Consider the following 25,444-nt stretch of genomic DNA (forward strand, 5'->3'; position numbering starts at 1 on the left):
GCAGGTGGGGGGCGTGCTGGCATGGAGAAATGAGGGTCACGATCGTGGGGACGGGCGCCATGGCGCACGGCATCGCCACCATTGCGCTGGCCGGCGGGCACGCCGTGCGGCTGCTGGGGCGGACGCCGGGCCACGCCGCCCGGCTGGCGGGGGAGCTGGCGCAGGTGGCTCCCGACGGGGAGGTGACCGCCTCGGACGTCATCGCCGTGGAGGACGCGGACCTGGTGGTGCTCGCCGTCCCCTGGCCGGCGACCCGCGAGGTCGTCGCCGGGCTGGGCACCGCCCTGGCCGGCACCGTGCTGGTCGACCTCTGCAACCCCGTGGCCTCCCCCGCCTTCGACGCGCTCGCCGTGCCTCCCGGCACCTCCGCGGCCGAGCTGCTGGCGGCCGAGGCGCCGCCCGGCGCGCCCGTGGTCAAAGCGTTCAACACCGTCTTCGCCCCCGTCCTGCTCTCGGGGCGGGTGGACGGCCGCCCGGTGGACGTGTTCGTCGCGGGGGACGACGAGGACGGGCGGCGGGCCGTGGCCGCGCTCGCCGCCGGAGGCGGGCTGCGCCCGCTGGACGTGGGCCCCCTGCGCCGGGCCCGCGAGCTGGAGGCGTTCCAGCTCCTGCACATGGCCGCCCAGGAGCGACTCGGCCTGAACTGGTCGAGCGCCGTCACGATCCTGCCCTGAGCCGGAGCGGAGGGAGGCGCCCGTGTGGTCTCGCGTGTGGTCGCGGCGGATGGCCGTCCTGGCGGCCGTCCTGCCGCTGGCGGTCGTCGTGACCTGGGACGCGCCCGCGGTCGTCGGGTCCGTGCCCGCGCTGCCGGGCGCCGGTCCCGAGCGCCGGGCGCTGCCCGCGGTGGAACGCCCCGCCGGCGCGCCGGAGGTGATCACCCGCGTGGACTGGGGCGCGGACGAGTCGCTGCGCACCGAGAAGGTGACCTACACGGGCGCCGCCCGCGCCGTCTTCGTCCACCACACCAACCATCCCGGCGACTACGACTGCGCCGACGTCCCGGCGATGCTGCGGGCGATGCAGTCCGACCACGTGATGCGGATGGGCTGGGACGACCTGGGCTACAACTTCGTGGTCGACAAGTGCGGAACGATCTACGAGGGGCGCGCGGGGGGCGTGCGGCGCTTCGTGCTGGGGGCTCACACCACCGGCTTCAACATGGACACGGTCGGCGTGGCGGCGCTCGGCTCCTTCGACGACGGGCAGGCCGTGCCCGAGGCGCTGGTGAAGGCGATCGCGGACCTGGCCGCGTGGAAGCTGCGGCCGGGCACGGACCCGCGCGGGGAGGTGCGGCTGGTGTCCAGCAACGACAACAGCCGGGTGCCCGAGGGGGACCAGGCCGAGATGCACGTGATCTCCGGGCACCGGGACTCGGGGCACACCCAGTGCCCGGGGGACGAGCTGTACGAGGTGCTGCCGATGATCCGCGAGGAGGCGGCCCGGCTCCGGGTCCGCTCGGCGGAGGGCCGAGCGGCGGGGTGAACGGCCGTTGCGGGGCGGTCCGGGAGCGCGGGATGGCCCGGCTTGCGCCGGGGGGTCGTACAAGAGTTGAGCCGCATCGGCTCAGGACATTTGACGGGCGCCCCGTCCTCCGGCACTCTTGAGCCAGTCACACTCAAGCCCGCAGCTGGAGGATACCGAAATGGCACGTGCGGTCGGCATCGACCTGGGCACGACGAACTCCGTCGTCAGTGTTCTCGAAGGCGGTGAGCCCACCGTCATCACCAACGCCGAGGGCGCCAGGACCACGCCGTCCGTCGTCGCCTTCGCCAAGAACGGCGAGGTGCTGGTCGGCGAGGTCGCCAAGCGCCAGGCCGTGACCAACGTGGACCGGACGATCCGCTCGGTCAAGCGGCACATGGGCACGGACTGGAAGATCAACCTCGACGGCAAGGACTTCAACCCCCAGCAGATCAGCGCCTTCATCCTGCAGAAGCTGAAGCGGGACGCGGAGGCGTACCTGGGCGAGAAGGTCACCGACGCGGTGATCACCGTCCCCGCCTACTTCAACGACCACGAGCGCCAGGCCACCAAGGAGGCCGGCGAGATCGCGGGCCTGAACGTCCTGCGCATCGTGAACGAGCCCACCGCCGCGGCCCTGGCGTACGGCCTGGAGAAGGACGACCAGACCATCCTGGTCTTCGACCTCGGCGGCGGCACCTTCGACGTCTCGCTGCTGGAGATCGGCGACGGCGTGGTCGAGGTGAAGGCCACCAACGGCGACAACCACCTCGGCGGCGACGACTGGGACCAGCGGATCGTGGACCACCTGGTCCGCCAGTTCGCGGGCGCCCACGGCGTGGACCTCTCCAAGGACAAGATGGCCCTCCAGCGGCTGCGTGAGTCCGCGGAGAAGGCCAAGATCGAGCTGTCCTCGTCCACCGAGACGACGATCAACCTGCCCTACATCACGGCCTCGGCCGAGGGCCCGCTGCACATGGACGAGAAGCTCACCCGGGCGCAGTTCCAGCAGCTGACCGCCGACCTGCTGGAGCGCTGCAAGACGCCGTTCCACAACGTGATCAAGGACGCGGGCATCCACCTCTCCGAGATCGACCACGTGGTGCTCGTCGGCGGCTCCACCCGCATGCCGGCCGTGGCCGAGCTGGTGCGCGACCTGACCGGCGGCAAGGAGGCCAACAAGGGCGTCAACCCCGACGAGGTCGTCGCCATCGGCGCCAGCCTGCAGGCGGGCGTTCTCAAGGGCGAGGTCAAGGACGTCCTGCTGCTCGACGTCACCCCGCTGTCCCTGGGCATCGAGACCAAGGGCGGCATCATGACGAAGCTGATCGAGCGCAACACCACGATCCCGACCAAGCGCTCCGAGATCTTCACCACGGCCGAGGACAACCAGCCCTCCGTGCAGATCCAGGTCTACCAGGGCGAGCGCGAGATCGCGGCGTACAACAAGAAGCTCGGGATGTTCGAGCTGACCGGCCTGCCGCCGGCCCCGCGCGGGGTCCCGCAGATCGAGGTCACCTTCGACATCGACGCCAACGGCATCATGCACGTCTCCGCCAAGGACCTCGGGACCGGCAAGGAGCAGCGCATGACGGTCACCGGCGGGTCGGCCCTGCCGAAGGACGACATCGAGCGGATGATGCGCGACGCCGAGCAGTACGCCGAGGAGGACGCCCGCCGCCGGGAGGCCGCCGAGACGCGCAACCAGGCCGAGCAGCTCGTCTACACCACGGAGAACTTCCTCAAGGAGAACGCCGAGAAGGTCCCCGCCGAGGTCAAGACCGAGGTCGAGGGCACCGTCGCGGAGCTGAAGGAGGCCCTCAAGGGCGAGGACACCGCCGCCATCCGCGAGGCCTCCGAGAAGGTCGCGGCCACCAGCCAGAAGCTCGGCCAGGCCCTCTACGCCGACGCGCAGGCCGCCCAGGCGGCCGGCGGCCCGGGCCCCGAGGCGGCCGGCGAGGCGCGGCAGGGCGACGAGGACGTGGTGGACGCCGAGATCGTCGACGAGGACCGGCCGAACTTCGACAAGCCGAAGGGTGATGCGGCGTGACCCAGGACCCGCAGGGCTTCGACAAGGAGCCCGAGGTCCCCGACGCCGAGGCGGCGAAGACGGACGTGTCCGCGGAGTCTCCGGCCGCCGAGGACGGCGCCCGCGAGGCCGGCGCCAAGGCGGCCGGGGACGGCAGCTCCGAGGCGAAGGCACATCCCCAGGAGTCCCAGGAGCCCGCGCTCACCGCGCAGCTCGACCAGGCCCGCTCCGCGCTCGCCGAGCGCACCGCGGACCTCCAGCGGCTCCAGGCCGAGTTCCAGAACTACCGGCGCCGGGTCGAGCGGGACCGGGTGGCGGTGAAGGAGATGGCCGTGGCCAACCTCCTCACCGAGCTGCTGCCCGTCCTCGACGACATCGGCAGGGCCCGGGACCACGGCGAGCTGGTCGGCGGCTTCAAGCAGGTGGCGGAGTCGCTGGAGACGGTCGCGGCGAAGATGGGCCTGGCCCAGTTCGGCAAGGAGGGCGAGCCCTTCGACCCGACGATCCACGAGGCCCTGATGCACAGCTACTCGCCGGACGTCACCGAGACGACGTGCGTGCAGATCCTCCAGCCTGGGTACCGCATCGGCGAGCGCACCATCCGCCCGGCGCGGGTGGGCGTGGCCGAGCCGCAGCCCGGCAAGGCGGCGGCCTCGGACGGGCAGGAGAAGAAGCCGGAGGAGGACGCCTCCGAGAAGGACGACGGCGGTGGCCCGGACGAGGGCTGACGCCGGCAGGACGGCCGTGGCGGTCGCGGGAGAGGAGGGACGCCGGGGATGAGCACCAAGGACTTCATCGAGAAGGACTACTACAAGGTCCTCGGCGTCCCCAAGGACGCCACCGAGGCCGAGATCAAGAAGGCCTACCGCAAGCTGGCCCGTGAGAATCACCCGGACGCGAACACGGGCGACGCGCGCGCGGAGGAACGTTTCAAGAGCGTCACCGAGGCGTACGACGTGCTGGGCGACGCCAAGCGCCGCAAGGAGTACGACGAGGCGCGCGCCCTGTTCGGCCCCGGCGGCTTCCGCCCGGGGCCGGGCTCGGGCCAGTTCGGCTTCGACCTCGGCGACCTCTTCAACGGCGGCGGCCAGCCGGGTGCCGCGCCCGGCGCCGCCGGGGCGGGCTTCGGCGGGATCGGGGATGTCTTCGGCGGCCTGTTCAACCGCGGCGGCGGCACCGGCCGGCCGCAGCCGCGGCGCGGCCAGGACATCGAGTCCGAGGTGACGCTCAGCTTCACCGAGGCCGTCTCCGGCGCGACCGTGCCGCTGCGGATGTCCTCCTCCGCCGCCTGCAAGGCCTGCTCCGGCACCGGCGACAAGAACGGCACCCCCCGGGTGTGCCCGACCTGCGTCGGCACCGGCCAGGTCAGCCGGGGCGGCGGGGGCGGCTTCTCGCTCACCGACCCGTGCACGGACTGCCGGGGCCGCGGCCTGATCGCCGACGACCCCTGCACGGTCTGCCGCGGCAGCGGCCGGGCCACCAGCTCCCGCACCATGCAGGTCCGCATCCCCGCGGGCGTGTCGGACGGGCAGCGCATCCGGCTGCGCGGCAAGGGCGCCCCCGGCGAGCGCGGCGGCCCCAGCGGCGACCTCAACGTCGTGGTGCACGTGGACGCGCACCCCGTCTTCGGCCGCCGCGGCGACAACCTCACCATCACCGTGCCGGTCACCTTCCCGGAGGCCGCGCTCGGCGGGGAGATCAAGGTGCCGACGCTGGGCGGCCCCCCGGTGACGCTGAAGCTGCCGCCGGGCACCCCCGGCGGGCTCACCATGCGGGCCCGGGGCAAGGGCGCCGTCCGCAAGGACGGCACCCGGGGAGACCTGCTCGTCACCATCGAGGTGGCGGTTCCGCGCGACCTGGGGGAGACGGCGAGAAAGGCCCTTGAGGAGTACCGCGTCGCCCAGGGGGACGAGGACCCCAGGGCCGGTCTCTTCGAGGCGGCGAAGGGAGAGTAAGGCGATGGACGGACGGAGCGGATCCGGCAACCCCTACGAACTCAACGACGACACCCCGGTGTACGTCATCTCCGTGGCCGCGCAGCTCTCCGGCCTGCACCCGCAGACCCTGCGCCAGTACGACCGGCTCGGCCTGGTCTGCCCCGACCGCGCGGCCGGCCGCGGCCGGCGGTACTCGGCCCGGGACATCCAGCTGCTGCGCGAGGTGCAGCGGCTCTCCCAGGACGAGGGCATCAACCTGGCCGGCATCAAGCGGATCATCGAGCTGGAGACGCAGGTCGCCGCGCTCCAGGCGAAGGTGGCCGAGCTCCAGCAGGCCGTGGAGGGCGCGGCCGTGGCCCTGCGCCAGCGCGAGGCCCAGGTCCACGCCTCCTACCGCCGCGACCTCGTCCCCTACCAGGACGTCCGCTCCACCTCCGCGGCCATCGTCGTCTGGCGCCCGGACCGCGGGGGGAACGGCCAGGGCGGGCGTTAGTCCGCGCGTTGGGCCGCGCCCGCCTCACCCGCGCCGCGGTCGCCGGCCCGCGGCGGCCGGTGCCGGGCCCGCGGCGGCGCCGTGGCGCCGGCGGCCCCGCGGCGAGTGAGTCCTACGGGCACGCGTCCGGAGCGGTGTCGTCCTCCGGGGCCGTCCCCGCGAGGCCGGTCTCGTAGGCCAGGACGATCGCCTGGGCGCGGTCCCGCAGGCGGAGCTTGGCCAGGACGGCGTTCAGGTGGGTCTTCACCGTGGATCTGCTGATGCCCAGTGCGCGGGCGATCTCGGCGTTGGCCAGGCCGCGGGCGACCTGCCGCAGGACCTCCGTCTCGCGTGGGGTGAGGGCCGCCAGCCGGGCGTCCCCGGCAGGGCGGGGGCGCGCGGCGACCGCGCCGGAGCGGAAGGCGTCCACGAGCCGGCGCGTGACGGCCGGCGCCAGCAGCGCTTCGCCCGCGGCCACCGCGCGGATCGCGTCGACCAGCTCCCGCGGGTCGCAGTCCTTCAGCAGGAAGCCGGACGCGCCGGCCCGCAGCGCGGCGAAGACGTACTCGTCCCGGCGGAAGGTGGTCAGCACCAGGACGCGGACCGGCGGGTCGAGGCGGGTCAGCAGGCGCGTCGCCTCGATGCCGTCCATGCCGGGCATCCGGAGGTCCATCAGCGCCACGTCCGGCCGGGTGCCCGGGTCGGCCGCGAGCCGCAGCGCCTCCGCGCCGTCGCCCGCCTGGCCGGCCACGGTCAGGCCGGGCTCCGCGCCGAGCACGGCGGCGAACCCGGCCCGCACCACCCGCTGGTCGTCCACGACCAGCACGCGTACCGGTCCGCTCACCGCGCCGCCCCCGGGTCCAGCGTGGCCAGCAGTTCTCGCATGCCGGCCAGGGCCCGGCGTGCCTCGGCTGTCACCTCGGCCAGGGTGGTGGCCGGGTCCCCGGTGGACTCGGCCTGCCGGACCAGCCGCGCCGTCGGCCTCAGCACCGCCTCGCCCAGGCCGGCGGTGACCCGCCGCCGTTCCGTCTCCGCCGCCCCCCGGGCGGCGTTCGCCATCGCCGCGAGCAGCCGCCGATCCCGGCGCCCGCCGCCCTCGCCGCGCCGGGACCGGGCCAGCTCCCCCAGGGCCCATACCGGCAGCAGCCACGGCGCCGCGGCCAGCCCGGCCAGCGCGAGCAGCAGCGTTCCCCCCGGGCCGGCCGAGGCCGCCGCGCCGCACACCACCCCGGCCGCGGCGCCCACGGCGGCCGGCGCCGCCCAGCTCAGTCGGCCGCGGCCGTGCGCGGCCACCGCGTGGACGCCGAGCAGCTCGGCCCCCGAGGCGAAGGCCAGCGCGCCCAGCCAGCGCGGGTCGAGCAGCCCGGCCCAGCCGGCCGCGGCACACGCCAGGGCGACGGCGAGCATCCCGCCCAGTGCGGCCCAGGGCGCCCGCCGCCGCCACAGCAATGGCACCGCGTGGGCGGCCAGCGCCAGGAGCGGGACGGGGGCGGGCGGCACCGGGCCCAGCAGCACGGGGAGCAGGGCGCAGGCCACGAAGGCGGGCGCGTCGGCGGCCGGGAGCCGCGGCCCGCGCGGCAGCGTCGCGCGCACCGCCCAGCCGCCCGCCGGTCCGGGCACCGGTCCGGCCGCGACCCGCCCGCCCAGGGGTTCGGCCCGGGCGCGCAGGCCCGCCAGGCCGCGCCCGCCGCCGGACGGCAGGCAGGGCAGCCGCGCCGCGCCGCTGACCACGGCGATCTCCACCGCCTCGGCGCGGTAGCGCACCCGGACGGCGACGGGCGCCCCGGCGGCGTGCCGCATGGCGTTCGTCAGCGCCTCGCGGACGATGGCCTCGCCCGCCGCCAGGGTCTCCGGCGCCAGTCGGCGCGGCAGGCCGGCGACGGTCAACGCCACGGGCGCGCCGGTTGGTCCGAGCCCCGCGCACAGCGGCCGGAGGAGCCGGTGGAGCGGCCCGGACCGGCGGCGGCCCGCAGCCTCCCCGGCGGCCAGGCGCCCCAGCGCCTCCAGCGCGGCCCGGCCCGACTCCGCGGCCCGCGCCAGCGCCTCGCCTGCCGGCACCGCGGGGCCGGCAGGCCGCAGGGCCGCGGCGCCCTGCACCACGACGGCGGTGAGGTGGTGTCCGGCCGCGTCGTGCAACTCCCGGGTCAGCCAGGCGCGTTCGGCCTCGATGGCGGCTCGGCGCGCGCGTCCTGCCCCGGCCAGCCGGCCGGCCAGCGCGGCCCGGAAGGTGGCCCGCTGCCGGCGCACCTGCCCGGCCAGCACGATGGCCAGGTGGAGCAGCGCGCCCGCCGCCAGGTCGTCGGCCACGCGCCCGGCGGGGGCGCCGCCGGCCAGGGGGGCCGTGACGACGAACGTGGCCAGCGCGGCGGCGAGCAGCGCGGCCCGGGCGGCCCGGGCGGAGGCCAGGCGGAAGAGGACGACCCATGCGGCCAGCGGCAGCCCGGGCGCGACGGCCGGCTCGGGCAGCAGCGCCTCCCCGGCGCCGTCGGCCAGCAGCGTCGCGGCGAAGGCGGCCGGGCCCGGTGGGCGTGCCCGGCAGGCCGGGTACCAGGCCGCCGCCACGACGAGCAGCCCCAGCAGCGTCTGCCAGACGGCGGGCCGCCCCGCCCCGGCCGCGAGGCACACCGCGAGCTGGGCCCCGGCCAACGACGCCGGCACGAGCGCCCGTCCCGTGGGCCTCTTCGGACCGGCCCGCGCCGCTGCCCGAAGCCCCCGGGAAAGGGGGGAGTTCCCGCGGGGAACCGGCAGCGCGGCACGGCGCGGCGCCCGGGCGGGCCCGCCGGCCGCCGGGCCGCGGGCGAGGCGCGAGCCCGGGGAAGTCCACCGCACAGGCCCTCGCACGCGTCGCACGCGGCCGACCCTACCGGCCGGGCGGGAGGGCGCGGGTCCGTCCTGAGGCGGAGACGGGGGCCGAACCAGGGGCCGACCCGGGTCCATCCCGGCGCATGACGCGGCGGAGGCGGGCGCCGGGTGTGCTGGTGCCCATGACGAAGCGCGGGAAGAGCACGGGAAGCGGCGCGGGCGCCGGGGGCACGAGCGGCACGAGCGGCACGAGGGGAAACGGCGGTCCCCGCGCCCGGATCGGCAGGCGCGCGGCCCTGGCGGGCGGGCTGGCCGCCGCGGCGGCCTCCCTCGGCGTCGTGGGACTGGCGGCCGGCGCGCGCGGCGGCGCCGGCGCCCGGGGCGGCGGCGCGATCACGGTCTCCGGAGGGTCCCCCGCCCGCGCCACCATCCCGGTCCGGGGCCGCCGCCTCCATCTGGACACCGCTCAACGGCCGCCGTCCGGCGGCTGGTTCGCCGACTACGCCGTCGACGTCCCCGCGGCCGGGCCGGGCGTCTACCGGATCACTGCGGTCGTCACCGCGCCCATGGAGCGGGCCGGGGCCGAGGAGGCGGGGTCCTTCTTCGCCCTGGCCGCCGACGGCGGCCCGCCCGAGCCGGTCTCCCTCTCCCAGCCGTACTGGTACGAGGCGCCGGCCGGGCCGGACGGCCTGTGCCGCTGCGACCTGGGGGACCTGGAGCTGTCTCCCGGGCGGCACACCCTCACCTTCACCGTGGACGGGCTCGCCCTGCACGAGGCGGGTCTCCGCTACTGGTTCGTCCTGGACGCCTTCACCCTCACGCCGGTGCCGGTCAGCCTGCGCGCGATCGCCCTCGGCGACCCGGCCACCACCCTCGGCCTCAGCCGCGAGGGCGAGGCGGCGACCCTGACGTTCCGGCTCAACGGTCCCGCCCCGCGCGATCAGCGCATCCGCTACCGGCTGCTGGCCCACGACTCCGGCCGGCCTGCCGCCCGCGGCAGCGTGACCATCCCGGCCGGGCGCACCACCGGCATGGCCGAGGTCCCGCCCGGCCTGCCGCCCGGGCACTACCGGGTGCTGGCGGGCGGCCTTACGGGGCAGTTCGTGCGCGTGCCCCGGGCCCGCGAGGCCCTGGACGCGGACGCGAGCCGCTTCGGGGTCAACGTCTTCTCCCACTCCCTGGTCCCGCCCGCGCGGCGTCCGGCCCTGGCCGCCACGCTGAGGCAGGCCGGCATCGGCTGGGTCCGCGAGGGCTCCGCCTGGCCCGCCGACCAGCCCACCCGCGACGCGCCCTTCGGCAACGGCCACCTCGAGGACGTCGCGCGCGTCCACCGGGCCGCGGGCCTGGCCGTCCTGGACGTGATCTCCCCGCCGCCCGACTGGGCGCTGACCGCGACCTCGGTGCCGCTGCCCGCCGACCTGCGCGACGCCTATCACTACGTCCGGCGGCTCACCGGCTCCGACGCCATCCAGCTCTCCAACGAGCCGGACGTGGACGAGACCGCGAGCACCGCCGACCAGCACGCCGCCTACGTGAAGGCGGCGGCCCTCGGCGCCCGGCTGCCGGTGGTGCTGCCCGGCATCGCGGGGCACGGGCCGTTCCAGGACCTGATGCTGCGCAACGACGTCGTGCGCTACGCCGACGTGTGGAGCTTCCACGGCTACCCGGCGCCGGGCGAGGACCCGGACTTCCCCGACAACGCGGCCGAACAGGCCCGGCGGCGCGCCGAGTACGGCCCGGACACGCCGATGTGGATGACGGAGTGCGGCACCTTCCTTCCCGCCGCGCCGGGCGTCGACCTCACCCTGGAACGGCAGGTCACCGAGGCGCGGTACCTCGTGCTGTCCACGGCGGAGAGCCTGGCCAGCGGTACCGAACGGCAGTTCTGGTTCTGCGGCCCGCCGTGCACGGACGACGGGATCTCCTTCGCGCTGCTCAGCCGCGACTTCCAGCCGTGGCCCGCCTTCGGGGCCTACGCCGCGCTGACCGCCCTGCTCGGCCGCGCCGACTTCGTGCGCGTCCTCGACGACCTCGGCCCGGACGCCGTCGGCTTCGTCTTCGGCGACGGCGACCGCACGGTCACCCTCCTGTACGCTCCGGCCGGACGCGTCGTCGTGCCCGTGCCCGGCGCCACCCGGGTGGAGGTCCGCACCATGATGGGCGCGCACCGCGAGACCCTCACTCCCGCGCGCGACGGCGCGGTCCGGGTCCGCCCCTGCCCCGACCCGCTCTACCTGCTCGCCGACGCCGCGCCCCCGCCCCCGGCCGAACGCCCGCCGCTGCGCCGCCGCCCGCGCCTGTCGCCCGCGGAGCATGTCGTCCTCAGCCAGCGGTTCCCCGCCCGCAACGCGGCCCCGCACAAGGACAACGGCGACGCCCCGCCGCCCCACGGCTACCGACTCGGCCGGACCGCCCGGATGTCCCTGGACGTCTACAACTTCGACGACGCCCCCGCCACGGTCACCGTCACGGCGCGGGCCTCCGGCGGCTGGTCCGTACGCCCGGCGACGGCCGCGCCCGTCACCGTGCCGTCCCTGGGGCGCGTCGCGGTGGCGTTCACCCTCGCCGCTGGGGAGGGCACCCGTCCGGGCGTGGACCACGACCTCGTCTTCGAGGCGGCGTCCGGAGGAACGGCCGTCCCGCCGTCCGTGTCGCTGATCCAGCTCCTCCCGCCCCGGTCATGACCCGGCGGCGCGCTTCCCGTCCCTCCCGGCCGCCCCCTCCCTCCCGGTCCTTCCGGCCGCCTCGGCCGCCACGGCATCGACGGCCGTGCGGCTCAGCGCGCGGGAGAGCGGGGGCAGGGCCAGGCAGGTCAGAGCCGTGGCCAGGAGCCAGCCGCCCAGAACATCGGTGGGCCAGTGGACGCCGAGGTAGATGCGGGTGAGGCCGACGGCCGTCGCCCAGGCCGCGGGGAGGGCGACGGCCAGGGCCCGGGTGGCCGGGCGGCGGCAGTGGAGCAGCAGCGCCGAGGCGAGGGCGATGGCCGTCAGGGCCGAGGTGGTGGCGTGCCCGGACGGCAGGGCCGGGCCGTTGACGTGCATGAACCAGTCCTCCACGGGCGGCCGTTCGCGGCCCACCGCGTGGACGAGGTTGTAGCGCAGGAGCTGGGCGGCCAGCAGCGCCCCGGGGCCGGTCAGCGCGCCCAGCCACCAGGTGCGCCGGGGCGAGGCCAGGGCCCCCGCGAGCGCGCACAGCAGGTAGGGGACGAGGCGGTTGCCGGTGTCGGTGACCGCCTCGGACGCCTCGGCCCAGCCGCGCGTGCGGTGGTCCATGGCCCAGTCGTGCGCCGCCCGGTCCAGCACGAACGGGTCGCCGCCCCGGGCCGCCACGACGGCGAGCAGCACGGCGAACAGGGCGGCGGCGGCCGTGGCCAGGAGGTAGCGGAACGGCATGGGGGGCAAGGGTAGTCTCCCGGGCCCAGGAGCCGGGCGGCGGTGGGCCGTTGGGGAACGCGTGCGGCGGGCGCTGGTCCCGCGGCGCCGGTCCCGCGCGGCGGGCGCCGGTCGCGCGCGGCGGCGCTCACCCCCGGCGGGCGAGCACGTCGGCGGCGCGGACGTAGGCCACGCGGTGGCCGAGCTGGATCTGGTAGTAGGGCTCGCCGCGCACCAGTTGGTGCTCGGACGGGTCGAAGGTGACGGCCCGGAAGTAGGAGCTGTCCGTCAGGGCCCCGGCGACGTACTCCTGGCCCGCGGGGATCGTGTAGGGCAGCGGGGTGACGGCCTGGGCGGGGACCCCGGGCGGGTAGGCGGCGGCCTCGGGGTAGGCGCGGCCGTAGACGGGGAGGGCGTCCAGGCCTGGGCGGGCGGTGATCACCCGGGCGCGGGCGTTCAGCGCGGTCGGGGCCTCGGGCGGGTTGTGGAACCAGGCGCGCTGCCCGAGGTACCAGATCGCCGTCCACTCCCCCCGACGCCCGGCCACCGCGAACTGCTGCCCGGCCGAGGCGCGCGCGCCCACGTCGTTCACCCCGGGGCCGGAGGCGCCGTCCCCCGGGTGGGTCCCGGGGTCGCGGATCAGGGGCGCGTCGGGGGCGGGCGCGGCGTGCAGGCGCACGGCCCCGGAGCCGTGCGGGGGGCAGGGCGCGCCGGGCTCGCCGCAGCCGGTGAACTCCGGCCGGTGCGTGGCGTAGTCGGGGGCGATGGTGACGACCCCGGCGCCGGGCCCTGCGGTGGGGACGAAGGGCGCGCCGAGCAGGTCGAAGTAGTGCGACCAGTCCCAGTAGGGGCCGGGGTCGGTGTGCATCCCGGGGACGGAGGCGGGCAGCGGGCCCTGGACGTTGTCGTGGCCGAGGATGTGGTGCCGGTCCAGCGGGATGTCGAAGCGGGCGGCGAGGTAGCGCACCAGGCGGGCCGAGGCGCGGTACATCGCCTCGGTGTACCAGGCGTCGGGGGCGGTCAGGAAGCCCTCGTGCTCCAGGCCGACCGAGGTGGCGTTGACGTACCAGTTGCCCGCGTGCCAGCCGACGTCCTCGGTGGCCAGGTGCTGGGCGACGTGGCCGTCGGAGGAGCGCAGGCTGTAGTGCCAGGAGACGTACGCGGGGTCCTGGACGAGGCCGAGGGTGGTCTCCCAGGTGGCCTCGGTGTCGTGGATGACGATGGTGTCGATGGCGGGGGCCCGGGGGCGTTCGGCCTGGTCGTGGTTGCCGTACTCGCCCTCGCCCAGCTCCTCGTAGGGGGCGGGGAGCCAGGCGCAGGAGAGGGCGCGCGGGCACTCCGCGCGCGGGTCGCGCGACGGGGCGGGCAGGCCGAGGGCGGCGACGGCGGCGCGGTCGGCGGCGTCGGGGCGGGCCCCGGCGGGCGGCAGGGCGAGGCGTTCCCCGGTGTCGGTGACGCGGGAGGCGCCGGCGTTGAGCGTCGCGTACACCTCGTCTGCGAAGGACTCGGCGGCCTGCCGGGTGCCGGCGCCGGGGTAGGCGGCCACGGCCGCGTACCAGTCGGCGGGGTCGGGGCTGAGGGGGCGGCCGAGGCCGCGCTGGGCCTCGGCGAGCAGGGCGGCGCCGCCCCGGACGTTGGCGGCGGGGCTGGTGCGCAGCTCCTCGGCCGGGAGGCCGGTCAGCTCGGCGGCGCGGGGGAGGGTCTGCGGGCCCGGGGCCTCCGGCACCCGGGGGCTCTCGGGAGCGTGCGCCGCGGGGCGCACGGCGGGGCGCGCGTCGTCGCCGCGCGGGTCCTCGGCGCCCTCGGCGTGGTGTCCGGCCCCGGCCAGGGCGGTGGCCGCGTCGGTGAGGTGCATCGGGCCGTAGCCGCCGGAGACGCTGGCCGCGCCGTCGTGGCCGTCCCAGCGGGACTGGAGGTAGGAGACGCCGAGCAGCACGCTCTCGGGAACGCCGTACTCCCGCGCGGCCGAGGCGAACGCCCCGCGCAGGCCGGGCGTTTCCTCCCCGGCCGAGGCGGCCGAGGCGGCCGAGGCGGGCGGGACGGGCAGCAGGGGCAGGGCGGCGGCCAGGGCCGCCGTCACGGCGAGGGCGCGGGCCCGGTGCGCGGGGCGCGCGGGGGGCACGGGTCGCAAGAGGGGCCTCCGGGGCGGCGTGGGGGGACGAGGCCGGCGCGCCCGATGCTGCTCCGGCGCCGCCCCGCCCGTCAATGGGCCCATGAAACACCCCCGTTGCACGCCCGCGCGGGCGCGCCGCCGCCGGGCGCGCCCGCCTGGGTCAACGCCCGGGGCCGGGCTCGCTCGATCGGGTGGCGGGGGTGGACAGCGCGCGCCCGGGCTGCCGAAGGTGGTCGCCATGCCCCTCGTGCGCCTGCCGGCGGCGGCCCTCGCCGCCGCCGCCCTGCTCGTCGCCGTCCCCGCCGGGCCGGCCGCCGCCCAGGCGGCCCCGTGGCCGGACGCGCCGGCGGCCACGGTGGGCAAGCTGGTGTGGGAGGCCGAGGACGGCCGCCTCGGGCAGTGCTCGGGCGCGCTCGTGGACGCCCCCAACGGCAGCGTGGTGGCGACGGCCGCGCACTGCGTGCGCACCCCGCAGGAGCCTCAGCCGCCCTCGGAGGTGTGGTTCGTGCCCGGGTACCACCGGGACGCCGCCGACTACCGGGACAAGGGGTGGCGGGTGGCGGCGTTCCACACCCCGGACGGCTGGGACGTCTCCGGCGGGATGACGGACGTTCTGCCGCACGACTACGCCTTCCTGACGCTGGAGCGGCGCGGCGGGCGGAGTGCGCAGGAGACGCACGGCGCGAACCGGGTGACGTTCGAGCCCGTGCCCGAGGAGGGCCGGGTCGCGGCCCTGGGGTACCCGGCGGCGGCGCCCTACGACGGCGAGACGCTGCACGCCTGCGAGGGCGAGATCGACGTGCTGACCGAGGGCGAGGCGCAGACGCCGAACCTCGGCGGCCTGCTGCTGCGCGACTGCAACCTGACCGCGGGCACCAGCGGCGGCCCCTGGCTGCGCGACTGGGACCCGGCGGCCGGCTCCGGCACGCTGATCGCCGTCATGTCCGTCGGCAGCGGCCACGGCGACGTCATCGGCCGCCCCTTCCCCGAGGCGGCCCGCGAACTCCTGGCGCGCGCCGGGGGCTGACCGGCGCCGGCCGCGGGTGGCGTGCGGCGAGGGGAGAGCGCCCCTAGAGGAACTCGCCGGTGTCCAGCTCGAACCCGAAGGGCTCGGGCAGCGGGAGGGGCCGCCCGTAGGAGACGGCGATGACGCCCTTGTAGTCGGCGGCCTTGGGCTGGCTGTAGAGCGTGGCCAGGGACTGCTCGCGGTCCAGGAGCAGATACAGGGGGATGGCCGCCTGGGCGTAGCAGCGGCGCTTGACGAGCCGGTCGGTCTCCGGATGGCTGCTCGTCACCTCGGCGACCATCGTCACGTCGTCGGGCGCCATCCACGGCGGCGCCGCCGCGAAGGCGTCCAGCTCTTCGGGGACGAAGGTCGCGTCGGGGATCACGTAGTTCCGCGGGCAGCCGCCGGCTCGGGGCAGCAGCAGGCCCTTGTGGCCGGAGAAGTCCATGGCCGTCGACGAGTGCTTCAGGACCAGCTTCACCAGCCGGCTGATGTGCTTCTCATGGTCACCGCTCGGCGGTGGGGTCACGACGACGTCCCCCTCGATCAGCTCGGCCTGAAGACCCTCCGGGGTCTCCAGGGCCCGAAAGGCCTCTTCGAGGAGGTCGTCTTCCTGCACCGGCAGGGGTGTCTCGGCGGCCATGACAGTCATGGTGCCTCCTCTCTTCTGTCGGTGCCAGCCTCGTCCGTGGCCGGCATGCGAGGAGGGCGCGAAGATCGTTTTCACCCGTAAGAGGACAAGCCCACGATTCGGCCCCCGGCGCGGCCTCCGGAAGAAGCTTGAGTGGAATAGACTCAACTTATCGCAGGTTGTCGATGGCAGACTCAGGACGACGGAGGAGTACCGCAGAAGTGAACGCCGAGCTGACGAACAGGAGCCGGGACGCCATCAGCGCGGCCAACGACCGCGCGCTCACCGGCGGGCACCCGGACATCACGCCCGCGCACCTGCTGCTGGCCCTGCTGACCGGCCAGGACAACGAGAACGTCCAGGACCTGCTCGCCGCCGTGGACGCCGACCAGGCCGCGCTCCGCTCGGGCGCCGAGCGGCTGCTCGGCGCGCTGCCCAGCGTGCAGGGCGCCTCCGTGGCCCGGCCGCAGCCGAACCGCGAGCTGCTGGCCGTGCTCGCGGACGCCTCGCAGCGGGCGAACGAACTGGGCGACGCGTTCGTCTCCACCGAGCACCTGCTCGTCGGCCTGGCCGCCAAGGGCGGGAAGGCCGGGGAGCTGCTCAGCCGCGAGGGCGCCACCGACAAGAAGCTGCTGGCCGCCTTCCAGGAGGCCAGGGGCGGGCAGCGGGTGACCTCGCCCGACCCGGAGGGGACGTACAAGGCGCTGGAGAAGTTCGGCACGGACTTCACCGCCGCCGCCCGCGAGGGCCGCCTGGACCCGGTGATCGGCCGCGACCAGGAGATCCGCCGCGTCGTGCAGGTCCTCTCCCGCCGCACGAAGAACAACCCCGTGCTGATCGGCGAGCCCGGCGTCGGCAAGACCGCCGTCGTGGAGGGCCTGGCCCAGCGGATCGTCAAGGGCGACGTGCCCGAGTCCCTGCGCAATAAGCGCCTGGTCGCCCTCGACCTCGGCGCGATGGTCGCCGGGGCGAAGTACCGGGGCGAGTTCGAGGAGCGGCTGAAGGCCGTTCTCTCCGAGATCAAGGAGAGCGACGGCCGGATCATCACCTTCATCGACGAGCTGCACACGGTCGTCGGCGCGGGCGCCGGCGGGGAGTCCGCCATGGACGCGGGCAACATGCTCAAGCCGATGCTGGCCCGCGGCGAGCTGCGCCTGGTCGGCGCCACCACGCTGGACGAGTACCGCGAGCGGATCGAGAAGGACGCCGCGCTGGAGCGCCGTTTCCAGCAGGTGCTGGTGGCCGAGCCGAGCGTCGAGGACTCCATCGCGATCCTCCGCGGGCTCAAGGGCCGGTACGAGGCGCACCACAAGGTGTCCATCGCGGACGGCGCGCTGGTGGCCGCCGCCACCCTCTCCGACCGGTACATCACCTCTCGCTTCCTCCCCGACAAGGCCATCGACCTGGTGGACGAGGCCGCCTCCCGGCTGCGGATGGAGATCGACTCCTCGCCCGTGGAGATCGACGAGCTCCAGCGCGCCGTGGACCGCCTGAAGATGGAGGAGCTGGCCCTGGCCGGCGAGTCCGACGCCTCCTCCCGGGACCGGCTGGAGCGGCTGCGCCGCGAGCTGGCCGACCGCGAGGAGGAGCTGCGCGGCCTGACCGCCCGCTGGGAGAAGGAGAAGCAGGGGCTCAACCGCGTGGGCGAGCTGAAGGAGCGCCTGGACGAGAGCCGGGGCCTGGCCGAACGCGCCCAGCGCGACGGGGACTTCGAGGCCGCCTCCAAGCTGCTCTACGGCGAGATCCCCGCGCTGGAGCGCGAGCTGGCCGAGGCCAGCGCCGCCGAGGAGGAGGCCAAGCACGACACGATGGTCAAGGAGGAGGTCGGCCCCGACGACATCGCGGACGTGGTCTCCTCCTGGACCGGCATCCCCGCCGGGCGGCTGCTGGAGGGCGAGACCGAGAAGCTGCTGCGGATGGAGGAGGAGCTGGGCCGCCGCCTCATCGGGCAGACCGAGGCCGTGCGCGCCGTCTCCGACGCGGTGCGGCGCAGCCGGGCGGGAGTCGCGGACCCCGACCGGCCCACCGGATCGTTTCTCTTCCTGGGCCCCACGGGCGTCGGCAAGACGGAGCTGGCCAAGGCACTGGCCGACTTCCTCTTTGACGACGAGCGGGCCATGGTCCGCATCGATATGAGCGAGTACGCCGAGAAGCACTCGGTGGCCCGCCTCGTCGGCGCCCCGCCCGGGTACGTCGGGTACGAGGAGGGCGGCCAGCTCACCGAGGCCGTCCGCCGCCGCCCCTACACGGTGGTGCTGCTGGACGAGGTGGAGAAGGCGCACCCGGAGGTCTTCGACGTGCTGCTCCAGGTGCTGGACGACGGACGGCTCACGGACGGCCAGGGCCGCACGGTCGACTTCCGCAACACCATCCTCATCCTCACCTCCAACCTCGGCAGCCAGCACCTGATCGACCCCCTCGCCAAGCCGGCCGACCGGCGCGAGGAGGTGCTGGCGGCGGTGCGCGCGGCGTTCCGCCCGGAGTTCCTGAACCGGCTGGACGACCTGGTGGTCTTCAGCGCGCTCGGCGGCGAGGAGCTGAGCCGGATCGCCCGGCTCCAGACCGACGCGCTCCAGCGGCGGCTGGCCGACCGGCGGCTGACGCTGGAGGTCACGGAGCCGGCCCTGCGCTGGCTCGCGGACGAGGGCAACGACCCCGCGTACGGCGCGCGCCCGCTGCGGCGGCTGGTGCAGACGGCGATCGGGGACCCGCTGGCCCGCAAGATCCTCGCGGGCGAGGTCCGGGACGGCGACACGGTCCGGGTGGACGCCGCCCTCGACGGCGGGCTGGTCATCGCGGCCGAACGGCCGGAGGAGCGTTCGGCCGAACGCCCGGCGTAACGGCCGGCGCGGCGCCCGGCGCAACGTCCGGTGCAACGCCTGGCCGGGCGTTCGCCCGAGCCCGCGGGCCCGCCCCTCCCGCGCCTCTCCCGCCCGCCCCCGCCCGGTGGCCGTCCGGTTGCCGGGCCCGGGCGGGCATGGGGGAGGATGGGCCTGCGCGCCCGATGCCCGACGCCCGCAAGCCGCAGGAGGACAAGCCGTGTCTGTCGATCCATCCGCCATCCCGAACTTCGGGGGCAAGCCGCAGGAGAAGCCGGGCGAGCCGCAGCAGGCCGCCGGGGGGCGCCGGACCAACGCCGTGTCCATGCCCTACGCGGACCTGGTCAAGCTCCTGCTGACCCAGATGAACATCAAGTTCGCGGAGGACCCGCAGGGCAACCTGCTGGCCCGCTGGGCGCGTTACCGCATGTTCTTCCTGCTCACCGGCGAGGAGCGGCAGCGCACGCTCACCCTGCGCGCCGTCTACGAGCGGGCGCACGGCGTGGACGACAAGGCCGGCCTGCTGCTCCTGACGGACGAGTGGAACCACTCCCGCCCCTGGCCCAAGGCGTACACCCACACCAGCGACGACGGGACCGTGCGCGTCGTGGGCGACGCAACGCTGCCGCTGTCGGCGGGCGTGGGCTTCGAGCACCTGGTCGCCAGCATCGCGGGCTGGATCCGCGCGGCCGGCGAGCTGGACGCGTGGCTCGCGGAGCGGCTGCCGGACGAGCCGGAGGGCGAGACCCCGGCCGCCGAGGCCGCCGGGGCCGGAGAGGACGCCCCGGAGGAGTCCGCGTGATCGTGGCGTTCTCGGTGACGCCGATCGGCGCCGGGGAGGACGTGGGCGAGGAGGTCGCCGAGGCCGTGCGCGTGGTCCGCGCCAGCGGGCTGCCGAACCGCACCGACGCCATGTTCACCAGCGTCGAGGGCGAGTGGGACGAGGTGATGGCCGTGGTCAGGGAGGCCGTCGCCGCCGTCCAGGCCCGCGCCGGCCGGGTCAGCCTCGTCCTGAAGGCCGACCTCCGCGCGGGCGTCACCGACGGCCTCACCACCAAGGTCGAACGCGTCGAGCGCCTCCTCGCGGAGGACTGAGCCCCCTACCCAGGCGGCCGTGCCCAGCGGGGCACGGCCGCCTCGCCGTGCCCACGCGGCCGGGGGCGGTGTCCGGTCCCGGCTCGCAGCCCCGGCGGACGAGGCCCCGGTCCGTGCCCTCGTCCGCGCCCTCTCTGGCGCTCTCCGGGGTCCGCGGCGGCAGACGTACCCGGGCATTCTGCCGCTTGTGCGGCGCTGACCTGGCCTCTCAGAACGCGTCAAGGAATCGGCCCAGACCGAAACCGGCGGGCTGGTCTCCGGTCGGCCGCCCCCAGCGGCCGTCGCGGACGGGAACCCGGCCCGGAGTCCGATGGGGGGCCTGGGCTCAGCCGTGGAGTGGCCGGGATACCGGTCCGCGGCGGAGGAGAGCGGCCGGGGTGGGCCCGGAGCCGGGAGCGACCGCAGACGCTTCCGGCTCCGGATCGAGACGGTCTGTGCGGGGCCGGGCACCATCCGCGCGGGCCGTCTCAGCGGCAGTCAAGGCTCCTCTCAGCGCGCCCCGGGAGACTGACGGCCGTGTCCGCACCGTCCACCCAGGCTCCGCCCTCCCCCGCGCCGTCCGCGCCGGCCCTCGGAAGGGGGCACCTCCCGGATCCCCGGGCCTGCGGGCGCGACGCCCGGCGGGCGGCCCTCCCGCTCGGGCCGCCGCCGGTCCCCTGATCCCGCGGCGGCCTCGAGCGTGGGGGGCCCGAGGCCGCCGCGGTTCCACCGCATCACCGCCCCACTACCGCACCACCGCCGCGGCCCCGCACGGCCGCAACGGGCCGCCGGGACCTGCATCCCGGCGGCTCAGGTCCGGGGCGCGGGCGCCTGCGCCGCGGTCTCCTCATGGACCGCGCCGCCCGGCCCCTCGGGGGTCGCCTCGGCCACCTCCGGGAAGTGGCAGGCCACGGGGTGGCCCGCGCCCCGGTCCACCAGCGCCGGCTCCTCGGCCGCGCAGATCTCCTGGGCCTTCCAGCAGCGGGTGCGGAAACGGCAGCCGCTGGGCGGGTCGAGCGGGCTGGGAACGTCCCCGGTGAGCACCGTGCGGCGGCGCCGCCGCTCCCGCTCGGGGTCGGCCAGCGGGGCCGCCGACAGCAGGGCCTGCGTGTACGGGTGCGAGGGGCGTTCGTAGACGTCCTCGCGGGTGCCGGTCTCCACGATCTTGCCCAGGTACATCACCGCCACCCGGTCGGAGATGTGCCGTACCACGGACAGGTCGTGCGCGATGAACACGTAGGCCACGCCCAGGCGGTCCTGCAGATCCTCCAGCAGGTTGACCACCCCTGCCTGGACGGAGACGTCCAGCGCGGAGACCGGCTCGTCCAGCACGAGCAGATGCGGCTGGAGAGCCAGGGCGCGGGCGATGCCCACCCGCTGCCGCTGGCCGCCGGAGAACTCGTGGGGGTAGCGGTTGCCGTGCTCGGGGCTCAGGCCGACCAGCTCCAGCAGCTCGGCGACCCGCGCCCGCCCCTCGGAGCCGTGCCACCGGCCGGCCACCTTCAGCGGCTCGGCGACGATGTCGTTCACCGGCAGGCGCGGGTTCAGCGAGGCGTAGGGGTCCTGGAAGACCATGCCGGCGCGGCGCTGCACCTGCCGCAGGCTCGCGCCGCCGAGGCCGGTGATCTCCTGGCCCTCGAAGCGGACGGAGCCGGAGGTCGGCCGGATCAGCTGGAGCACGGCCCGGCCGGTGGTGGACTTGCCGCAGCCCGACTCCCCGACCACGCCGAGGGTTTCGCCGCGGTCCACGCCGAACGAGACGCCGCTGACGGCCTGCACGTGGCCGACGGTGCGGCGGACGAGGCCGCCGCCGCGGACCGGGAAGTGGACCACCAGGTCGGTGACGCGCAGGAGTTCGCCCGTCTGCTCCTCGGCGGGTGCCTGCGCGGGGGCGGTGGGGGTGGTCATCACGCCTCCTCGGCGGTGTCGTTGGAGGCGGTGTCGTTGGAGGCGGGGTCGTTCGCGGGCGGGGCGGAGGCCGCCGCGGCGAAGAAGGCGGTGGGGTCCTCGGCCGCCGCCAGCCGGTCGCTGTGGTGGCAGGCGGCCAGGTGGCCCGCGTCGCCGCCGTCCGGGACCAGGTCCGGCTCGCGCTCCCGGCAGGCCGCGTCGGCCAGCGGGCAGCGTGGCGAGAAGGGGCAGCCCGCCGGGAGGTTGATCAGCGAGGGAGGGGTGCCGCCGATGGGCCGCAGCCGCTCGCCGCGCGCCCCGTCCAGGGAGGGCAGGGAGCCCAGCAGCCCGGCGGTGTACGGCATCCGCGTCCGGTAGAACACCTCGTCGGTGCGGCCGACTTCGACCGGCTTGCCCGCGTACATCACCAGCGTGCGGTGGGCCATGCCGGCGATGACGCCCAGATCGTGCGTGATCAGCAGGATCGCGGCGTTCACCGCGTCCTTGACCTCCAGCAGCTTCTCCAGGATCTGCGCCTGCACGGTGACGTCCAGCGCGGTGGTCGGCTCGTCCGCGATGATCACGTCCGGGTCGTTGATGATGGCCATCGCGATCATCACCCGCTGCCGCATGCCGCCGGAGAACTCGTGCGGGTAGGAGCCCAGACGCCGCTCCGCCTGCGGGATGCCGACCAGGTCGAGCATCTCCCGGGCCCGCGCCAGGGCCTGCCTGCGCGGCACGAGGCGGTGCGCGAGAACGGCCTCGGCGAGCTGGTCGCCTATGGAACGCACGGGGTTGAGCGAGGTCATCGGGTCCTGGAAGATCATCGCGATCTTCCGGCCGCGCAGCGAGCGCCGCTCGCGGGGGCGCAGGGTCAGCAGGTCCCGGCCGCGGTAGAGGATGCTGCCCTCCACGCGGGCGCCGCGCGGCAGCAGGCCCATCACGGCCATCGAGGAGACGGACTTGCCGGAGCCCGACTCGCCCACGATGCCCAGGACCTCGCGGGCGCGGAGGGTGTAGCTGACGCCGCGGACGGCGCGCACGAGGCCGTCGTCGGTGGGGAAGGAGACCGTGAGGTCGCGGACGGCCAGGATCTCCTCCTCGGCGGGGGGCCGGGCGTCCGCGAGGGTCCGGGCGGTGTGGACCTCCTCGCCGGCCTCGGTCAGCACCGCCTCGGCGGCCGGGTTTCCCACGGGGGAGCCGGGCGGCGGCTCGGGGGCGGCGGGGCTCGCGGGGGTCAGGGAGGACATCAGTCACGCACCCGGGTCTGTCGGGGGTCGAAGGCGTCGCGCAGGCCGTCGCCGATGAAGTTCACCGACAGGGCGATGGCGACGATGAACAGGCCAGGCCAGTAGAAGAGCCAGGGCCGCACGGTCAGCGCCGAGCGGTAGTCGGTGATCAGCCGGCCAAGCGAGGTGTCGGGCGGCTGGACGCCGAGGCCGACGAACGACAGGGCGGACTCGGTCAGCACGGCGCTGGCGATGGCGAGGGTGGCCGCCACGATGATGATGCCCATCATGTTCGGCAGGATGTGCCGGAAGATGATCCGGGGGGCCGAGGTGCCCACCGAGCGGGCGGCCTCGACGAACTCCTTCTCCCGCAGCGCCAGGACCTCGCCGCGGGCCAGGCGGGCGGTCTGCGTCCACAGGCACAGGCCGAGGAAGAACGCGAAGACCACCAGGCCCTGGTCGGCGACCATGACGCCGATCAGGCCCGCCAGCAGCAGCACGGGGATGGCGATCACCACGTCCGTCAGCCGCATCAGCACCGACTCGGCCCAGCCGCGGAAGTACCCGGCGGCGGCGCCGATCACGGTGCCGACGAGGGTGGCGACCAGGCCGACGATGAGGGCGATCAGCAGGGAGACCTGCGCCCCGCGCATGGTGAGGGCGAAGTAGTCGCGGCCGGTGTTGTCCTGGCCGAACGGATGCTCGCCCAGGCGCAGCCCGCCGCCGCCGAACGCCTCGGGCCACACCGACAGGGTCGGCTCGCCCCCGGACGTGACGGTGCCGGTGGTGGTGGGGTCCTTGTCCCACCAGCCGGGGAGGGGGCCCGCGCCGATCGAGGAGACGGCCAGGGCGACGACGAAGAGGAAGAGCGCCATCCCGACCAGCGCGCCGCGGTGCCGCAGGAAGCGGCGCAGCACCAACTGGCCCTGGGAGCGGGCGGTGATGGTGAGGCCGGCCGCGGCGGCCTGGCCCGCGGCGTCCCGCGCCGCGTTCGCCGCCGGGCTCTTGGCGAGGTCGGGGCCGGGCGGGCTCGCGTCCCGCGCGGCCGGCGAGGTGTCCTGCGTCATGAGGTGTCAACTCCTCTGCTACGACAGCCGGATGCGGGGGTCGATGAAGGCGTAGGCGATGTCGGCGAGCATGTTGAACAGCACCACGGCGCCACCCGCCACCAGGAAGAAGGCCATGATCGGCATGGGGTCGCCCTGTTCGATGCCGGTCAGCAGCAGACGGCCCATGGCGGCCCAGCCGAAGACCTCCTCGGTGACCACGGCGCCGCTCATGACGGTGCCGATGTCGTAGGCGGCCAGGGTGGTGATGGGGATGAGGCCGTTGCGCAGCACGTGGCGGGTGAGGACCGCGCGCTCGCTCAGGCCCTTGGCCCGGGCGGTGCGCACGAAGTCCTGGTTCATCACCTCCAGCATGCTGGCCCGGGTGTAGCGGGTGTAGGCCGCCAGGGACAGCAGGACCAACGCCAGGGTGGGCAGCGCGAGATGGCCGAACGAGTCCAGGCCGCTCTCCCAGAAGTCGCCCTCGTAGTTGGGGGTCTCGGCGCCGACGGTGGAGATGGGGCGGCCGTTGACCGAGTCGCTGTAGTCGTCGAAGGACTGGAGCATCCGGTCGGTGAAGACGACGGCGCCGGTGAACAGGCCGGTCAGCACGGAGGCGGTGACGGCGGGCCTGCGGTGGACCGGGCCGCCGACGAGGAGGCCGACGCCGAAGCTGACCGCGGCGGTCAGCAGGGCCAGCAGCAGGACGGTGACCGGCAGCGGGTCCTCCAGCACGGGGGCGAGCGCGAGGGAGGCCGCCACCCCGAGGCCGGCGGCGATCAGCGCGGCCCACAGCGGGCGTTGCCACTCGAGCCCCGCGGTCAGGGTGGTGAAGCCGATGGCCCCGGCGGCGGCGGTCAGGGCGATCACGATGGGGCCCAGGCCCGGTTCGAGGAACCACTCGGTGGCCGAGAGCACGGCCAGCAGCGCGCCGGTGCCCACGGCGGTGACGCCGAACACGGCCAGCCGCACCCGCCGTTCGGCCACCACCAGGCCGCCCGCGACCAGCCCGGTCAGCAGCGCGATGCCGACGGTGAAGGCGGGGGATATCCGGGGGTCGGCCAGCCAGTCGTTGAAGTCGATGGCCAGGAACTGCTTGAGCAGGGTGCCGATCCAGAAGACCGGGAGCGAGAAGCAGACGAAGGCGACGAAGGTGACGCTCTGGTCGAGCGCGGTGTACTGGCGCAGCGCGGAGACGACGCCGACGGTGATGCCGACGACGATGGCCAGGACCGTGGCCCCGGTGACGAGTTGGAGGGTCGCGGAGAACGCCGTTTCCAGCAGGCCGTTGACGGACTGGCCCTGGCGGTTGACCCCGAGGTCGCCGGTGAGGGCGTCGCCCAGCCAGCGGAAGTAGCGGACGATCACCGGGTCGCCCAGGTGCATGCGCTCGGTGATCTCGGCGATGCGGTTCTCCCGGGCATTGTCCGGCAGGCCGCGCGCCTCGGCGAGCGGGTCGCGGACGTTGACCGCCAGGAAGAAGATCACCACCGAGGCGACGAGGAAGACCCAGACGGAGACGAAGAGGCGCCGCACGATGAAGACCAGCATGTGCGAACTCCAGGGG

General features: G+C 75.6%; 20 protein-coding genes. 11 read left to right on the plus strand and 9 right to left on the minus strand.

The features are described 5' to 3' along the window. Window positions 1-29 precede the first annotated feature (29 nt). The 6 genes from RM780_RS22670 to RM780_RS22695 all read left to right on the plus strand — a co-directional run bounded on the left by RM780_RS22670 (window position 30) and on the right by RM780_RS22695 (window position 5,920). Window positions 30-674: an NADPH-dependent F420 reductase gene (locus tag RM780_RS22670; protein WP_311632699.1), complete on the plus strand. Its 645-nt coding sequence runs from the start codon at window positions 30-32 to the stop codon at window positions 672-674. A gap of 34 nt (window positions 675-708) precedes the next feature. After that, on the plus strand, window positions 709-1,482 hold the full coding sequence (locus RM780_RS22675) for a peptidoglycan recognition protein family protein (RefSeq protein WP_311632720.1): 774 nt from the start codon (window positions 709-711) through the stop codon (window positions 1,480-1,482). A 160-nt stretch (window positions 1,483-1,642) separates the two neighbouring features. Then, a complete protein-coding gene (dnaK, locus tag RM780_RS22680; protein WP_311632700.1) occupies window positions 1,643-3,511 on the plus strand; it encodes a molecular chaperone DnaK in 1,869 nt (622 codons plus the stop codon). Further along, on the plus strand, window positions 3,508-4,218 hold the full coding sequence (grpE, locus tag RM780_RS22685) for a nucleotide exchange factor GrpE (RefSeq protein WP_311632701.1): 711 nt from the start codon (window positions 3,508-3,510) through the stop codon (window positions 4,216-4,218). Before dnaK ends, grpE begins: the two co-directional genes overlap by 4 nt. Before the next feature lie 48 nt (window positions 4,219-4,266). Next, entirely contained in the window at window positions 4,267-5,445 is a 1,179-nt protein-coding gene (dnaJ, locus tag RM780_RS22690; RefSeq protein ID WP_311632702.1) for a molecular chaperone DnaJ, read from the plus strand. Between the two features lie 4 nt (window positions 5,446-5,449). Then, a complete protein-coding gene (locus RM780_RS22695) occupies window positions 5,450-5,920 on the plus strand; it encodes a heat shock protein transcriptional repressor HspR (RefSeq protein WP_311632703.1) in 471 nt (156 codons plus the stop codon). Between the two features lie 112 nt (window positions 5,921-6,032). Here the strand turns inward: RM780_RS22695 and RM780_RS22700 are convergent, their stop codons facing one another. Together RM780_RS22700 and RM780_RS22705 are read right to left on the minus strand one after the other, a co-directional pair. Continuing rightward, window positions 6,033-6,743 (minus strand): response regulator transcription factor, encoded by a 711-nt coding sequence (locus RM780_RS22700; protein WP_311632704.1) that lies wholly within the window; start codon window positions 6,741-6,743, stop codon window positions 6,033-6,035. Further along, complete coding sequence (locus RM780_RS22705; protein WP_311632705.1) at window positions 6,740-8,557, minus strand: sensor histidine kinase; 1,818 nt, start codon at window positions 8,555-8,557, stop codon at window positions 6,740-6,742. Before RM780_RS22705 ends, RM780_RS22700 begins: the two co-directional genes overlap by 4 nt. A 326-nt stretch (window positions 8,558-8,883) precedes the next feature. Here RM780_RS22705 and RM780_RS22710 point away from each other — a divergent pair, with 326 nt between their 5' ends. Beyond that, window positions 8,884-11,385, plus strand: a complete 2,502-nt coding sequence (locus tag RM780_RS22710) for a hypothetical protein (protein WP_311632706.1) — start codon at window positions 8,884-8,886, stop codon at window positions 11,383-11,385. Here RM780_RS22710 and RM780_RS22715 read toward each other — a convergent pair. Next, window positions 11,380-12,093, minus strand: coding sequence for a phosphatase PAP2 family protein (locus RM780_RS22715; protein ID WP_311632707.1), 714 nt, complete (start codon window positions 12,091-12,093; stop codon window positions 11,380-11,382). The genes RM780_RS22710 and RM780_RS22715 overlap by 6 nt on opposite strands. 127 nt (window positions 12,094-12,220) lie before the next feature. Then, entirely contained in the window at window positions 12,221-14,194 is a 1,974-nt protein-coding gene (locus RM780_RS22720) for an N-acetylmuramoyl-L-alanine amidase (protein ID WP_311632708.1), read from the minus strand. 229 nt (window positions 14,195-14,423) lie between these two features. On the opposite strand from RM780_RS22720, the gene RM780_RS22725 reads away from it, so the two are divergent. After that, window positions 14,424-15,212, plus strand: coding sequence for a trypsin-like serine peptidase (locus RM780_RS22725; RefSeq protein ID WP_311632709.1), 789 nt, complete (start codon window positions 14,424-14,426; stop codon window positions 15,210-15,212). A 43-nt stretch (window positions 15,213-15,255) separates the two neighbouring features. On the opposite strand, the gene RM780_RS22730 is transcribed toward RM780_RS22725, so the two are convergent. Next, complete coding sequence (locus RM780_RS22730) at window positions 15,256-15,843, minus strand: Uma2 family endonuclease (RefSeq protein WP_311632710.1); 588 nt, start codon at window positions 15,841-15,843, stop codon at window positions 15,256-15,258. Window positions 15,844-16,043: 200 nt separating this feature from the next. On the opposite strand from RM780_RS22730, the gene clpB reads away from it, so the two are divergent. From clpB to RM780_RS22745, 3 genes are all read left to right on the plus strand, one after another. After that, the gene (gene clpB, locus RM780_RS22735; protein WP_311632711.1) at window positions 16,044-18,662 is read left to right on the plus strand and encodes an ATP-dependent chaperone ClpB; all 2,619 of its coding nucleotides are present in this window, start codon (window positions 16,044-16,046) and stop codon (window positions 18,660-18,662) included. Between the two features lie 199 nt (window positions 18,663-18,861). Further along, a complete protein-coding gene (locus RM780_RS22740; RefSeq protein ID WP_311632712.1) occupies window positions 18,862-19,443 on the plus strand; it encodes a type III secretion system chaperone family protein in 582 nt (193 codons plus the stop codon). Next, window positions 19,440-19,736: an MTH1187 family thiamine-binding protein gene (locus RM780_RS22745; RefSeq protein ID WP_311632713.1), complete on the plus strand. Its 297-nt coding sequence runs from the start codon at window positions 19,440-19,442 to the stop codon at window positions 19,734-19,736. The genes RM780_RS22740 and RM780_RS22745 overlap by 4 nt, the downstream gene beginning before the upstream one ends. A 789-nt stretch (window positions 19,737-20,525) precedes the next feature. Here the strand turns inward: RM780_RS22745 and RM780_RS22750 are convergent. The 4 genes from RM780_RS22750 to RM780_RS22765 all read right to left on the minus strand — a co-directional run. Further along, window positions 20,526-21,623 carry an ABC transporter ATP-binding protein gene (locus tag RM780_RS22750; protein WP_311632714.1) on the minus strand — a complete coding sequence of 366 codons (1,098 nt, stop codon included), beginning with the start codon at window positions 21,621-21,623 and terminating at the stop codon, window positions 20,526-20,528. Continuing rightward, window positions 21,623-22,852: an ABC transporter ATP-binding protein gene (locus RM780_RS22755; RefSeq protein WP_311632715.1), complete on the minus strand. Its 1,230-nt coding sequence runs from the start codon at window positions 22,850-22,852 to the stop codon at window positions 21,623-21,625. Before RM780_RS22755 ends, RM780_RS22750 begins: the two co-directional genes overlap by 1 nt. Then, window positions 22,852-23,898: an ABC transporter permease gene (locus RM780_RS22760; RefSeq protein WP_311632716.1), complete on the minus strand. Its 1,047-nt coding sequence runs from the start codon at window positions 23,896-23,898 to the stop codon at window positions 22,852-22,854. The genes RM780_RS22755 and RM780_RS22760 overlap by 1 nt, the downstream gene beginning before the upstream one ends. 18 nt (window positions 23,899-23,916) lie before the next feature. Next, window positions 23,917-25,444 (minus strand): ABC transporter permease (locus tag RM780_RS22765; protein ID WP_311632717.1); only part of this gene is annotated, 1,528 nt, incomplete at its 5' end.

It is taken from the genome of Streptomyces boetiae (assembly GCF_031845405.1).
Classification (GTDB): Bacteria; Actinomycetota; Actinomycetes; order Streptomycetales; family Streptomycetaceae; genus Streptomyces; species Streptomyces boetiae.